This is a genomic window from Chryseolinea soli, assembly GCF_003589925.1.
GTDB classification, from domain to species: domain Bacteria; phylum Bacteroidota; class Bacteroidia; order Cytophagales; family Cyclobacteriaceae; genus Chryseolinea; species Chryseolinea soli.
In genome coordinates, this window is sequence record NZ_CP032382.1 from 5,144,600 (window position 1) to 5,158,080 (window position 13,481).

At 52.1% G+C, this 13,481-nt stretch carries 13 protein-coding genes; 3 read left to right on the forward strand and 10 right to left on the reverse strand.

Annotated features, from left to right (window positions below; translation table 11 throughout):
* Nucleotides 1–51: 51 nt before the first annotated feature.
* Nucleotides 52–957 (reverse strand): PorP/SprF family type IX secretion system membrane protein, encoded by a 906-nt coding sequence (locus D4L85_RS21890; RefSeq protein ID WP_119756307.1) that lies wholly within the window; start codon nucleotides 955–957, stop codon nucleotides 52–54.
* A gap of 15 nt (nucleotides 958–972) precedes the next feature.
* Nucleotides 973–2,898 (reverse strand): T9SS type B sorting domain-containing protein, encoded by a 1,926-nt coding sequence (locus tag D4L85_RS21895; RefSeq protein WP_119756308.1) that lies wholly within the window; start codon nucleotides 2,896–2,898, stop codon nucleotides 973–975.
* A 120-nt stretch (nucleotides 2,899–3,018) separates the two neighbouring features.
* On the opposite strand from D4L85_RS21895, the gene D4L85_RS21900 reads away from it, so the two are divergent.
* Genes D4L85_RS21900 through D4L85_RS21910 form a run of 3 tightly spaced genes read left to right on the forward strand, consistent with a single transcriptional unit; the run spans nucleotide 3,019 to nucleotide 6,236 of the window.
* The gene (locus D4L85_RS21900) at nucleotides 3,019–3,678 is read left to right on the forward strand and encodes a phosphoadenylyl-sulfate reductase (RefSeq protein ID WP_119756309.1); all 660 of its coding nucleotides are present in this window, start codon (nucleotides 3,019–3,021) and stop codon (nucleotides 3,676–3,678) included.
* A 15-nt stretch (nucleotides 3,679–3,693) separates the two neighbouring features.
* Nucleotides 3,694–4,614: an NAD-dependent epimerase/dehydratase family protein gene (locus tag D4L85_RS21905; protein WP_119756310.1), complete on the forward strand. Its 921-nt coding sequence runs from the start codon at nucleotides 3,694–3,696 to the stop codon at nucleotides 4,612–4,614.
* 35 nt (nucleotides 4,615–4,649) lie between these two features.
* Nucleotides 4,650–6,236: a Na+/H+ antiporter gene (locus tag D4L85_RS21910; RefSeq protein WP_119756311.1), complete on the forward strand. Its 1,587-nt coding sequence runs from the start codon at nucleotides 4,650–4,652 to the stop codon at nucleotides 6,234–6,236.
* A gap of 65 nt (nucleotides 6,237–6,301) precedes the next feature.
* Here D4L85_RS21910 and D4L85_RS21915 read toward each other — a convergent pair whose 3' ends face one another.
* From D4L85_RS21915 to D4L85_RS21950, 8 genes are all read right to left on the reverse strand, one after another.
* Nucleotides 6,302–6,718 carry a BrxA/BrxB family bacilliredoxin gene (locus D4L85_RS21915; protein WP_119756312.1) on the reverse strand — a complete coding sequence of 139 codons (417 nt, stop codon included), beginning with the start codon at nucleotides 6,716–6,718 and terminating at the stop codon, nucleotides 6,302–6,304.
* A gap of 34 nt (nucleotides 6,719–6,752) precedes the next feature.
* On the reverse strand, nucleotides 6,753–7,115 hold the full coding sequence (locus D4L85_RS21920; protein ID WP_119756313.1) for an SUF system Fe-S cluster assembly protein: 363 nt from the start codon (nucleotides 7,113–7,115) through the stop codon (nucleotides 6,753–6,755).
* On the reverse strand, nucleotides 7,112–7,546 hold the full coding sequence (locus D4L85_RS21925) for a SufE family protein (RefSeq protein ID WP_119756314.1): 435 nt from the start codon (nucleotides 7,544–7,546) through the stop codon (nucleotides 7,112–7,114). Before D4L85_RS21925 ends, D4L85_RS21920 begins: the two co-directional genes overlap by 4 nt.
* 26 nt (nucleotides 7,547–7,572) lie before the next feature.
* Nucleotides 7,573–8,820 (reverse strand): aminotransferase class V-fold PLP-dependent enzyme, encoded by a 1,248-nt coding sequence (locus tag D4L85_RS21930; protein ID WP_119756315.1) that lies wholly within the window; start codon nucleotides 8,818–8,820, stop codon nucleotides 7,573–7,575.
* Nucleotides 8,821–8,823: 3 nt separating this feature from the next.
* Nucleotides 8,824–10,137 carry a Fe-S cluster assembly protein SufD gene (gene sufD, locus D4L85_RS21935; RefSeq protein ID WP_119756316.1) on the reverse strand — a complete coding sequence of 438 codons (1,314 nt, stop codon included), beginning with the start codon at nucleotides 10,135–10,137 and terminating at the stop codon, nucleotides 8,824–8,826.
* Between the two features lie 15 nt (nucleotides 10,138–10,152).
* Complete coding sequence (gene sufC / locus D4L85_RS21940; RefSeq protein ID WP_119756317.1) at nucleotides 10,153–10,908, reverse strand: Fe-S cluster assembly ATPase SufC; 756 nt, start codon at nucleotides 10,906–10,908, stop codon at nucleotides 10,153–10,155.
* Between the two features lie 41 nt (nucleotides 10,909–10,949).
* A complete protein-coding gene (gene sufB / locus D4L85_RS21945) occupies nucleotides 10,950–12,395 on the reverse strand; it encodes a Fe-S cluster assembly protein SufB (RefSeq protein ID WP_119756318.1) in 1,446 nt (481 codons plus the stop codon).
* Between the two features lie 109 nt (nucleotides 12,396–12,504).
* On the reverse strand, nucleotides 12,505–12,969 hold the full coding sequence (locus tag D4L85_RS21950; RefSeq protein ID WP_073131526.1) for an Lrp/AsnC ligand binding domain-containing protein: 465 nt from the start codon (nucleotides 12,967–12,969) through the stop codon (nucleotides 12,505–12,507).
* Nucleotides 12,970–13,481 lie beyond the last annotated feature (512 nt).

Here is a 13,481-nt window from a genome sequence, read left to right on the forward strand (position 1 = left end):
GTTCAGTTTCCAGCCGCTTAAAACCGCTTTCTGTGCAAAAATGGCCCTGGTTTAGAAGTTTGTGATGGTTGTCTCGTGCGATTTCAGGAACGCCAGGTTCACCCCAAAGCTGAACTCGTGGGTGGTAAATCGCGTGCCGACCGACGAATTGGTGGGCACTTCAAAAGCATACCCCAACCGGTATAGATCGCCCAACCTAATCTGAGCCAGAAAGCCGTACGTGTTGAAATTGCGGGTGAACAGGGCTGCCGTATAACGCTCGTCCAGGTTGACCGCCGCGTTGTAGTCGGTAGAGAACGGCGCTCCCTTCACCCCCTTAAAAAGCACGGAGGGCTTGAACCGGACCCGCTCCGTGAGGTGAAACACATAGGCCCCCATGAAGTAGTAATGCTGGCTGTAGAGCCGCGAGGTAACGTCGCCGGACGTGTCGTCCGCCTTCAACAGGCGGGGGGCCGACAACCCCAGGAAAAAGCGTTCGCTGCTGAAAATGAGACCGGCCCCGACGCTGGGGCGGATGATGCTTTGATTGGCGGCAAAGGCGGGGTCTGTGGGATCGTAGGGGTTCAGCTCCGAGTTCATGATCTTGTAATTGATGAACCCGCCCTGCAAACCGAACGACAAGGTTCTGCCGTGCCCCGTGATCCGGTACGCATATGTGGCCAGGGTTTCCGTGTTATTCGTGTTCCCCGATTTGTCTCGCACGAACACCATACCCACCCCCATTTTGTTGTCGGCCAGCGCCGTATGGGCGGTCAAGCTTCCGGTGGCCGGTGCCCCGTCAAACCCACCCCATTGCCGGCGATAGGTGACCGCCGCATTGAAGCTGCGATTCAAACCGGAATAGGCCGGGTTGATCACCAGGGGGTTGTTGAGGTATTGCGCATACAAGGGATCTTCTTGTGCCTGGGCCGGGAGCAATGCGACGAAAAGCAGGAGGCCGGGTAGAAAGTGTTTCATAGTAGTCGTAGTGACTTATTGCTTTAAAGCGAGATAGCCGGTCAGCGCCGAGCGTCCGTCTGCAAATTCGATCTTATAGAAATAGGTGCCGGAAGGGAGACTCTTGCCGTCGCTGCTAAAACCTTCGAAGCGCTTGCCGGGAGTCTCGTCGTTGTAGTTTTGGGTGCCAAACACCAGGTCGCCCCAGCGATTGAAGATGCTCACTTTGTTATCGACCGGCAGGTTCATGATCCGCATGTAATGATTGTCGCCGGGACTGTTGGGAGCCACCGCGTTATGCACGATGACCTCGCCGGTTTTGGTGACGGGGGCTTCCACCTTCACGTCTACGGTCCAGGATAAGATCCTTTCCGTGCAGGCCGAGAGCACGTCGCAGGCCTTCACGTTTACCTGGTCGGTGCCCTTGAAGGTAATGCCGTTGTAATCAATATCCAGTGTATGGTCCGAGTTGATTACCGCGCGGGCTTTGCTCAGCGGTTGGTCCACGATCGCAAAGGTGGTGGGATCCAGGTTGTTGTCGGGGTCGGTGGTGAGCGCCAGCAGGTCGAGGGTGATCTGGTTGGTCTCCAGCGTTGGACTGGGTTGAGCAATGACCGGAGGTTTGTTGCAGGAAGCCTCCACGGTCAGAAAATAATTGCCCGCCGCGAGCCCGGTAAGAGAAGCTTTGCTGGAAGTAAAGTTGTTGGGGCCTGTCCACGAGATCGTGTAAGGCACTTTCGGATCGTCAACGGAAACGCTAAGCGCACCGTCAAACTTGATGCATTGTGTATTATCCTGGACCACATCAAGGTTTACTTTGATATGGGGAATCGACTCATCGGTAATGGTAAGCGCATTAGGGTCGGTGTCGGGCACGATGGTCTGGCATTTGGTTTGGCTATCGGTGATGATGAAACTATAAACCCCACTGTTCAGGTTGGTGGGGTTTTGTAGCGTGCTAACGGTCTCGTCATTTTTCTGCCAGGTCACTTCAAACGGTCCGGAAGAGCCCGTAATTTCCAGCGTGACCGCCCCATTGAAGGGGCTGCTGCATTGCGTGTTAGCGGTGATATCTTTCAGGGAAAATTGAGGATGCACGGTCTGCTCGGGTACGGTGTAGTACTGGTAGCCGGAACAACCCGAGACCTTATCGCTCACAAACACACTATAGTCGGCTCCTTTCATGCCGGTCAGATCCTCCTTGTCGGAGACCACGCCATAGCTTGCGAGGTCATACCAGTAGAATTGATATTGACCCGATCCACCCGCAACACGCACGTCCACCCCGCCGTTTGGCGTGGCACAAGAGGTGTTGGAGGTAAGCGAATTTTGATTGACCGTCAGGGGATTATTGGTCCTGACATAGACGGAAGCAGACACTGAGCATCCCAGCTTAGCGTCGGTGGCGACCAGCAAATACGATCCGGCCTTCAGGCCTGTCAGGTTCTTGGTGGTGACCTCGGTTCCGTCGGTCATTTTCCAGCGATAGGTATAGGTCCCGGAGCCTCCGGTAACCGTGGGGGTGATCGAGCCGTTAGCCACAGCACAATTGGTCACGTCTGTGTGCGCGGCGTTGAGGATCAGGTTGGAGTTGACGGTGAACCCATAGATGTAGGTACCGCAGTAGGGGCTTTGAATGTCGGTGACTTCCAGGAAATAACTGCCGGGCAATACCCCGGTCAGATCTTTCGTAGACGCCACGACAATGCCCGATTGGTTCTTCCATTGATAGAGGAAATCACCCGAACCGCCGGTGGTGCTAATAGAAATTGCACCATCTTTTTTATCACAAGCGGATGAATTTGTGATTAATTGCGTTACGAAGAGAGAGCAGTTGCAATTCGAGGCGTTCTTCACCGAATACGCCTGTTCGAATTTTTTGGTCTGGGCACGCACTATCTGGCTATAAAAGGCAAGCAGGGTGAGCAAGACCGCCAAAAGTAAGCGATATTTAGGGCTCAAGGGATAGGTATGGTTTGGTTTAAGGCAACCGAAGATAGTGGTTTAAGTAATTCTTCGGCACCGCCAAATGGGCAATTTGATTATTAGGCAGTTAGAATGTTTTAATTAAACGACAAGTTGATGAATTTTGAAGGTATTCAGTCGAAGCTAAATGAGTACAAAGAGGCCGGAAAGACCCTTTTTACGACCTCTTCCTTCCAATCGCACAGCCTGGTGCTGCTCCATATCCTGAGCCGGATAGACCGGTCAATCCCCGTCTATTTTATCAACACGGGCTACCATTTTCCGGAGACCGTGAGCTTCCGCGACCAGATCACCGAGCAGTTCGGACTCAACACGATCGACCTCAAATCGGACGTTCCCAAGTTCATGCAGCGCGACCCCGAAGGCCGCCTGCTCTTCACCTCCGACCCCGACCATTGCTGCCACCTCAACAAGACGGCCCCCATGGATGCCATCCTCCTGGCCAAAGACATTTGGATCAATGGCGTACGCGCCGACCAAAGCGCCGTTCGCGCCGCCATGAAAGTGGAGCAGCCCGCCAAACACGGGTGCCTCAGGTTCCATCCCATGCTCGACTGGAATCCAAAAATGATCTGGCAATACCAAAAGGAATACAAGCTGCCCAAGCATCCGCTGGAAGAAAAGGGATTTGTCAGTATAGGTTGTGAGCCTTGTACGCGTAAATTGGACCCTGAAATGCAGGAACGCGAAGCCCGTTGGTTCGGAATGAACAAGGTGGAATGCGGCCTGAATACAGATCTAGTCACTACTAAATAAGCGCGTAAAGAAAGAATGAAGGTTCTCGTCACGGGCGGTGCCGGCTACATGGGCACTGAGCTAATCAATTTACTGGTTGCAAATGATTCGGTTGAACAGGTGATCATTTACGATAACCTGAGCCGGTTAAACTATAATTTATTCCTGGGCCTCAAGCTGCAAAAGCATGCCAAGCTCACCTTTGTAAAGGGCGAGTTGCTGGACTCCCGGATGTTGCGCAAAGTGCTGAAGGGCGTGGATGTGGTCTATCACCTGGCCGCCAAGGTCACCACCCCCTTTGCCCATGCCGACTCGCATGCCTACGAGCAGGTGAACCACTGGGGCACCGCCGAGCTGGTCTATGCCGTGGAGGAAAGCAACGTCAAGAAGTTTATCTATGCCAGCAGTTCCGGCGTTTACGGCTCATCCGAAACCGCCGTGGACGAGCAGTCGGTCACCGATCCCAAAAGCTTTTATGCCATCTCCAAGCTCCGGGGCGAGGAGCATGTGCGCCGCCTCATGGACAAAATGGATACCTGGATCATGCGCTGCGGGAACGTTTATGGCTATAGCAAAAGCATGCGGTTCGATTCGGTCATCAACAAGTTTGTGTGGGAGGCCAACTTCAACAAGCTGGTCACCATCCAGGGCGACGGCAAACAATCGCGCTCGTTCATCCACATCGACCTGATCTCAAAAGCGCTCAACAACCTGCTCACCGCCAACCTGCCACGCGGCACCTACAACCTGGTCGAACGCACCATCAAAATATTCGACATCGTCGACGAGCTGAAGCAGCTGATTCCCGAGTTGGAGTTTATCTTTATCAACCAGCACCTCAAGCTGTCGGAGTTGAAAGTCAGGGAGAATGCCCTGGTAAACCAGACCCTGGGCATCAGCAACCCGAAGCTTTTGAAGGAGGAGTTGCAGGAATTTTTAGCGCGGTTTAGCTTCTGATCTCTTAAATTTAAAGTTTAGGCAAAGGCCATAGCATGGAGAACATCGCTACCATTATCATATTGCTTGCTGTTGTGACTGCCCTGGCCGAGGTGACGGACCGGGTCAAAATTCCGTATCCCATCTTGTTGGTCCTCACGGGCATCACCATCAGCATGGTTCCCGGCTTGCCGGCGATCACCCTAAACCCGGACATCGTGTTCCTGGTGTTCCTGCCGCCCATTCTTTATGCCGCCGCATGGACCATGCCCTGGCAAGAATTCAAGGCCGCCAAACGCCCGATCACCTTGCTGGCCATAGGCTGTGTGATCTTCACCACCTGTGCCGTAGCCTGGGTTGCGCACCTGTTCATCCCCATCATGAGCTGGCCGGAATGCTTCCTGCTCGGTGCCATCATTTCTCCGCCCGACGCCGTGGCAGCGGCTGCCGCCACCAAGGGGCTAAGCATTCCCAAACGGGTCACGGTCATCCTGGAAGGCGAGAGCCTGGTCAACGATGCCACGGGCCTTATTGCCTATAAATATGCGATTGCGGCATTGATCACGGGCGCCTTCAGCGTATGGCACGCCAGCCTTCAGTTCCTCGTGGTGGCCGGTGTGGGCATCGCCCTCGGCTTGCTGGTAGGGCTCATATTCAAGTGGATCCACAAGCTCACCCCCGACAACCCCACAAACGACACGACCCTTACTTTTCTGGCACCGTTCGTCGCTTACCTCAGCGCAGAAAGCATTCATGTTTCCGGCGTGCTGGCGGTGGTTGTGTGCGGCTTGTACCTGGGACGCCAGTCGTCGAAGGTATTTTCACAGCAGGGCAGATTGCAGGCCTATGGCGTTTGGAACACCGTGATCTTCATCCTGAACGGTCTTATTTTTATTCTGATCGGCATGCAACTCCGCAAGGTGTTGGAAGACATCGGTACACATTCCTTCAGCACGTTGCTTTGGTATGGCGTCATCGTGAGCGTGGCCGTCATTGTGGGGCGCATCATTTGGGTATATCCGGGAACCTATCTGCCACGCCTCAGCAAAAGGATACGTACCGCCGAAGTCCGGCCACCCTTGCGCCTGGTAACCGTCATCGCATGGTCGGGCATGCGCGGGGTCGTTTCGCTTGCGGCCGCCTTGGCGTTGCCCCTGACGCTTGGCGAGGGCCAGCCTTTCAAAAACCGAAACCTGATCATCTTCCTCACGTTTTGTGTGATCCTGTCCACGCTGGTTTTACAGGGGCTAACCCTGCGCCCGCTCATTCAATGGTTAGGCATCTCAGCCGGCGACGACGAACATAAACAGGAGCAAAAAGCGCGATTGCAAATTGCCTCCGCCGTGATCGAGCACATCGAAGAGAATTATGCCCTGGCGTTAAGCGACGAAGTGTTGAATCAGATCAAAACGAAATATGAGATCCGGATCCAACGCATCCGGAAAGATGAGTCTTCGCAGAAGATGGCCGAGCAGGAGATCAACGAGTTTCATCGCATCCAACAGGAATTGCTGGAGCGTGAACGGCAACTCACGCTGCGCATGCGCGACGAAGGCAAAATCAGCGACGAGGCGCTGCGCAAAATCGAATACGAACTCGACCTCGAAGAAACCCGTCTCATTCTCGAGCAAGGCATCGCCTGAAAGCACAACACATAAAAAAAGCCACCCGCGAAGGTGGCTTTTCTCTTTACTTATACTTTATTCTCTTAACAAAACTCGTCAAAAACTTCAACCAGGTGCTGGCCGATCATTTGGGCATTGCGACCTTCAATGTGGTGACGCTCTACAAAGTGGACCAACTCGCCGTCTTTGAACAGGGCTATGGCAGGGGACGAGGGAGGATAAGGGAGGGTGTATTCCCGGGCTTTCGCCACTGCGTCCTTGTCTACCCCGGCAAAAACCGTGGTCAGGTTATCGGGTTTCTTGCCCGAGTGCTGCAAGGCCCATTTCACGCCCGGACGGGCCGCACCGGCAGCGCATCCGCAAACGGAGTTGATCACCAAAAGGGTTGTTCCCTTCTGATTTTTTAGATTGCTATCCACCTCTTCGGCGGTTTTAAATTCAGTAAAGCCCGCGCTGGTCAGATCGGTACGCATCGGGGCCACTAATTGTTCGGGATACATAAGTTTACAAAGTTAATCGTATTGTTATAACAAATTATAAAAATCCAAGTTCCAGTTTTGCCGCTTCCGACATCATGTCCTGCGAATACGGCGGGTCGAAGGTAATTTCAACTTTTACATCGTTTACGCCTTCGATGGCTTTTAATTTTTGCTCCACTTCGCCGGGAATCACTTCTGCCGAAGGGCAGGAGGGCGAAGTAAGGGTCATCTGCACATAAACATTGTTCACCGGGTAGATATTCATCTCATAAATGAGCCCCAACTCATAAATATCTACGGGAATTTCCGGATCGTACACCGTTTTTATAGCCGCCAACACTTTCTCCTGCAGGTCAGGAATGGCTGTTGTAGAGACTACTTTTTGTGTCTGTTGGGGTATTTCTGTTGGCTCGCTCATGACTTCACTTCCAGTTTGGTTTTAAAGGCGAGGGCATATAATTTCATTTGCTTGATCATGGCCGCAAAGCCGTTGGACCGTTGCGTGCCGATGAACCGTTCCATACCGATCTTTTGCATGAAATAGAGATTGGCGTTCAATATGGCTTCGGGAGACTGCCCGTTAAAGATGCGGATGAGGAGGCTGACGAGGCCTTTCGTGATGGCTGTGTTGCTATCGGCGGAGAAGTTGATCTTGTCGTCGTCCAGGTTGGCGGTGAGCCACACTTTGGACTGACAGCCCTTGACGACGTTTTCTTCGGTTTTCAGGGCATCGTTCATGACCGGAAGCTTTTGGCCGAGTTCCATAATATAGAACACCGTCATTTCCATATCGCTGTCGAGCAGTGAAAACTCGCTGATGATCTCTTCCTGTATGTCGTTAACGTCCATGTATGGCAGAAACAGCCTTTCGGCTGCTATTTCATGAAATTAATCACGCGTTCCAGCCCTTCTACGAGCTGGTCAATTTCTTTTTTCGTGTTGTAAACAGCAAAGGAGGCCCGAACGGTTCCTTCAATGCCATAACGGTCCATCAGCGGTTGGGTGCAATGGTGGCCCGTACGCACAGCAATGCCGCGGGCATCGAGCATTTGACCGATATCAAACGGATGAATGCCGTCGACGGTGAAAGAAAGCACGCTCACCTTTTCGGGGGCAGTGCCTACTAAGCTCACACCTTTCAACCGCGACACGCGTTCGGTGGCATACTCCAACAAATTGTGTTCGTGGGCAGCCATGGCAGCCCGACCGGTTTCGGTGATGAAGTTCATGGCGTAGCGGAACGCCACCACATCGGCAATGTTCGGTGTGCCGGCTTCAAACTTGTGTGGCAGGTCGTTGTAGGTGGTCTTTTTGAAGGTCACCTCTTTGATCATTTCACCACCGCCCTGGTAGGGAGGCATTTTCTCCAACAGTTCTTTTTTTCCGTAAAGAAACCCCGCGCCGGTAGGGCCATACATTTTGTGGGCCGATACGGTGTAGAAGTCGCAATCCAGGTCTTGCACGTCAATATCCAGGTGAGCGCCTGCCTGGGCGCCATCGATGAACACCACGGCTCCGACCTCGTGGGCGAGGCGGATAATTTCTTTTATGGGGTTGACGGTTCCCAGGCTGTTGGAAGCATGGTTCACCGATACGATCTTGGTTTTGGGGGAGAGCAGTTTCCGGTAAGCATCGAGATCGAGCTCGCCGCGATCCGTCACGGGGATCACTTTCAGTGTCGCATTTTTCTCCTCGACAACAAATTGCCAGGGAACAATATTGGAGTGGTGCTCCAGTTCGGAAACAATGATCTCGTCGCCCTCCTTTATAAAAGTTCTTCCATAAGAAGAAGCCACGAGGTTTATGCTTTCGGTCACGCCACGGGTGAAGATGATCTCTTGTTCCGACTTGGCGTTGATATAGTCCTTTGCGGTGAGGCGTGTTTGTTCAAAAGCTTTGGTTGCCTTTTCCGCCAGCGTGTGAATGCCGCGGTGGATGTTGGCGTTGTAGCCTTTGTAATATTCGGTCAGGGCGTTGATCACCACCAGGGGTTTTTGTGATGTGGCGGCGTTGTCGAAATAGACGAGGTCGCGACCGTTCACGGTTTGGTGGAGGATGGGGAATTCTTTCCTGATCTTCTCAACGTCGAGGGCAGTGGACAGGGCAGGAGAAGTGGTTGTCATGGGTCAGAAGTTTTTGTGAAGCCGTTCACTCACTAACTCATCGAGGTACGCTTTCAGTTCCGGGTGTTTCACATTTTCCAGGATTTCCGCCGCAAAGGCGTAGAGCATCATCGCGCGCGCCGTTTCCTGGGCAATGCCGCGGGTCTGCAGGTAGAACAATGCTTCTTCGTCCAGTTGTCCCGTGGTGCAACCGTGAGAGCATTTCACATCGTCGGCCCAGATCTCCAACTGGGGCTTGGTGTTCACTGTGGCCTTGTCGGACATGAGGATGTTCCGGTTGGCTTGAAACGCATTGGTTTTCTGAGCCTGGGGACGCACATAGATCTTTCCATTGAAAACTCCCCGGGAGTTTCCATCCATAATTCCTTTATAAAGCTCGTTGCTGAACGAGTTTGCTTTGCGGTGATCTACCACGGTGTGGTTATCGGCCAGCGTGTCGCCCGTTACCAGATACAAGCCGAACATGTGTGACTCAATGCCTTCACCGTCGATTGAAAGCTGTAAGTTGTTCCGTACGAGTTTGCCGGAAAGGGTAAACGTATACGTATTGACACGACTCGATCTCTCTTGGTGAATGTTGGTAGTCACAACCTGGTAGCGATTACCGGCGTCGTTTTGAATAGTATAATGGTTGAAGCCGGCATTTTCGGCGACTTCTGCTTCCGTTACGAGCGTGGAGAAGTGATTGCCATCACCCACCGAATCAAATTTCTCTACGATGGTGACCTCGCTGTTCAACTCCGTGACGATCAGATTGCGGCCGGCTGTGATGACTTGGCCACCACGCGCGTCGTGGATGTGATAGATCACGATGGGTTTTTCCACCACTTTGCCTTTCGGCACGTGAATGAATACTCCGCTTTGCCACGTGGCTGTGTTCCAGGCCGTAAAAGCGTCTGCCGAGGAGTCCGCATATTTGGCCAGATGGGCCATGGCTACCGGATGTTGTCCGGCGATAGCAGTGCCCAGGTTGGTAATGGTTATTTCCGAGGACGGCGAAACGATAACCGAATGCTCCTCCGAAAAGACTCCGTTGATCACCACGATCACATTTCCCTCGACGCCGGGAATAAAGAAATCCTTTACATCAAGTTTTTGTGCCGCTGCATTGGGCTGGTCGAGCACAAAGTTCTTTTGCAGCAACCGTGTGATGGGCGTGTTCTTATATTCTTCCGATTTATTTTCCGGAAGGCCCAGCTTTTCAAATGCTTCGAGCGCTTCCTTTCGGTAGGCTTGGGCCGGATATTGGGCTATGCTTTTTTGAATTTGGCTAACCACTTCCGGGGTCGTGTTTTTCTCGTTCACCGCTACGTTCATGCGCTCTGTTCCGGGTTAGGCTATGGCCACTTCGTCTTTGATCCAATCGTATCCTTTTGCTTCCAGCTCCAGGGCCAGGTCTTTCGTTCCCGACTTCACGATCTTGCCTTTATAGAGCACGTGCACAAAATCCGGCACGATATAATCCAGCAAGCGCTGATAGTGTGTCACCACGACTACCGCGTTTGATTTATTGCGCAGTTTGTTCACGCCGTTTGCCACGATCTTCAAGGCATCGATGTCGAGACCCGAATCCGTTTCGTCGAGGATGGCGAGTTTGGGTTCCAGCATGGCCATTTGGAAGATCTCGTTGCGTTTCTTTTCGCCGCCGCTGAAGCCTTCGTTCAACGACCGGTTCAGCAACGATTGGTCGATTTCCACGAGCTTCATTTTCTCTTTCATCAACTTCAGAAACGAAACCGCATCCAGGGGTTGCTGACCGCGATGTTCCAGGATCTGGTTCAGCGCCGTCTTCATAAAGTTGATGGTGCTCACACCGGGAATTTCTACGGGATATTGAAAGGCGAGGAACAACCCTTCACGGGCGCGGTCCTCCGGAGAAAGTGTCAGGAGATCTTTGCCGAGGAAATCCACTTCACCCGCCATCACTTCATATTCCTCGCGACCGGCCAGCACGGAGGCCAAGGTGCTTTTGCCCGAGCCGTTGGGGCCCATGATGGCGTGCACTTCGCCGGGTTTTACTTCCAGGTTGATGCCATTGAGTATTTGCTTGTCGCCGATCTTCGCTGTCAGATTCTTTATGCTTAACATAGTTCGTAATTCCGATGGTAAAAAAAAATAAGATGAGATAATTACCCTACGCTGCCTTCGAGGGTAAGCGCCAGGAGTTTTTGTGCTTCCACGGCAAATTCCATGGGGAGCTGGTTCAACACTTCCTTGGCATAGCCGTTCACGATCAACGCCACGGCAGATTCTTCGTCGATGCCCCGTTGCAAACAGTAGAAGATCTGATCTTCGCCGATCTTGGACGTGGTGGCCTCGTGTTCGATGCGCGCCGTGTTGTTCTCTACGTCGATGTAGGGGAAGGTATGGGCGCCGCATTTATCGCCCATCAGGAGCGAATCGCATTGCGAGAAGTTGCGCGCGTTTTCGGCGCGTTTCATGATATGCACTTGTCCGCGGTAGCTGTTTTGCGAGTGGCCCGCAGAAATGCCTTTCGATACGATGCGCGACTTCGTGTTCTTGCCGATGTGGATCATCTTCGTGCCTGTATCCGCTTGCTGATAATTGTTAGTGACGGCTACGGAGTAGAATTCACCCATGGAATTGTCGCCTTTCAAAATGCAGGAAGGATATTTCCAGGTAATGGCCGAGCCTGTTTCCACTTGCGTCCAAGAGATCTTGGAGTTGTCGCCAAAGCAGAGACCGCGTTTTGTTACGAAGTTATAGATACCACCTTTGCCTTCTTTGTCGCCGGGATACCAGTTTTGTACGGTTGAATACTTCACTTGCGCATCTTTCATGGCGTAGATCTCCACCACGGCGGCGTGAAGTTGATTTTCGTCGCGCATGGGGGCGGTGCAGCCTTCGAGGTAGCTCACATAAGCTCCTTCATCCGCTACGATGAGCGTTCTTTCGAACTGACCCGTGTTCGCGGCGTTGATCCGGAAGTATGTCGACAATTCCATCGGGCAGCGTACCCCTTTGGGGATGTAGCAAAATGACCCATCGGTGAACACCGCGGAATTCAGTGCGGCAAAGTAGTTGTCGTTCACCGGGACGACGGATCCCATGTATTTTTTCACCAACTCAGGATGTTCCTGAACGGCTTCGCTGAAAGAGCAAAAGATGATGCCCAGCTCAGCGAGTGTTTCTTTATAAGTAGTAGCAACAGAAACGCTGTCGATCACGGCATCTACCGCGATGCCAGTAAGGCGTTTTTGCTCCGTCAAAGAAATGCCCAGCTTCTCGAAGGTTTTGATCAACTCGGGGTCGACATCTTCGAGGTTTTTGGCCTTTGCTTTTTGTTTGGGCGCAGAATAATAAATGAGATCCTGGTAATCGATGGGAGGGTAGGTCACGTTGGGCCATTTGGGCTCCTTCATCTTGGTCCACTGGCGGAAAGCGCTCAGACGCCACTCCAGCAACCATTCAGGCTCGTTCTTTTTGGTGGAAATAAACCGTATGATATTCTCGTTGAGCCCCTTAGGCGCCGAATCGGTTTCGATATCAATAGTCCAGCCATGTTCGTACTCCTTCGAGGTCAACTCCTCTAAAACCTGATTGTCTTTACTCATAGCAGTCTATTTAGACTAATTTTAAACAACCTACAAAAGTATAACAAAAATGCCATTTTTAGGTTCTTTGAGGCCCAGAAGTTTTCGCTATGGGGAGTACGAACCACCGTCAGGTGAGGTTCAGACTCCTGTCCAGGCTCTCTTCCAACGATATCATGGTCTCCGTCCGTTCGATGCCTTCCACTTGCTGGATCTTGTCGTGTAACACCTGTTTGAGGTGATTGGTGTCCTTACAGTGGATCTTTGTGAACATGCTGTAGTTTCCGGTAGTATAATGGATGTTGGTGATCTCGGGAATGGCTTTGAGTTTGGCCATCACCTGGTCGTAGAGGGCGCTCTTCTGAAGGAAGATGCCAATGAAGGCCGTGATGTCGTAGCCCAGCTTGGCATAGTTCACTTTCAGGGTTGTTTTCTCGACAATACCGGCTTCTTCGAGCTTATTCATGCGGACGTGGACGGTGCCCCCGGAGACAAATGCTTTCTTGGCTACTTCCGTATAAGGCTTTTTGGCGTCTTGCATGAGGATTTCGAGGATCTTCAGGTCGACATTGTCAACTTTATAATTTTCGGCCATGTAAAATTTGAGTTTTGACTATAATTCAAAAATATGAAATTAAATTAAAAAATATACAATTATTCAAATGTTTCATTGTTTAGCATAGCAGCTTTTGCGTTACTTTGTTAAAGATTTTACAACGCACACACATTTATCACACAACAAAAACACAACTTGTAGGGTGTTGAAATTTGGCAGACAAGCCCTCCGGTCTCGGGGGTGGGGACAACGGGATAAAGTCCAGCCTTTGGCGACCTAACTGCTCCGTGGAGGTTCGAACCCTCCCTCTACAGCAACCACACCGCACACACACACACAACAACATTGTAGGGTGTTGAAATTGGCAGACAAGCCCTCCGGTCTCGGGGGTGGAGAGTACGGAAGAAAGTGTAAGCACCCTGATCCCAGTAACTACTACCAGGATCAGGTCTGGCACCTAACCGCTCCGTGGAGGTTCGACTCCTTCCTCTACAGCTAGCTCAGTTTAGGTTAATGAGTTATTCAGAGCTGCCCGTCCCGGTTTCGGGGCG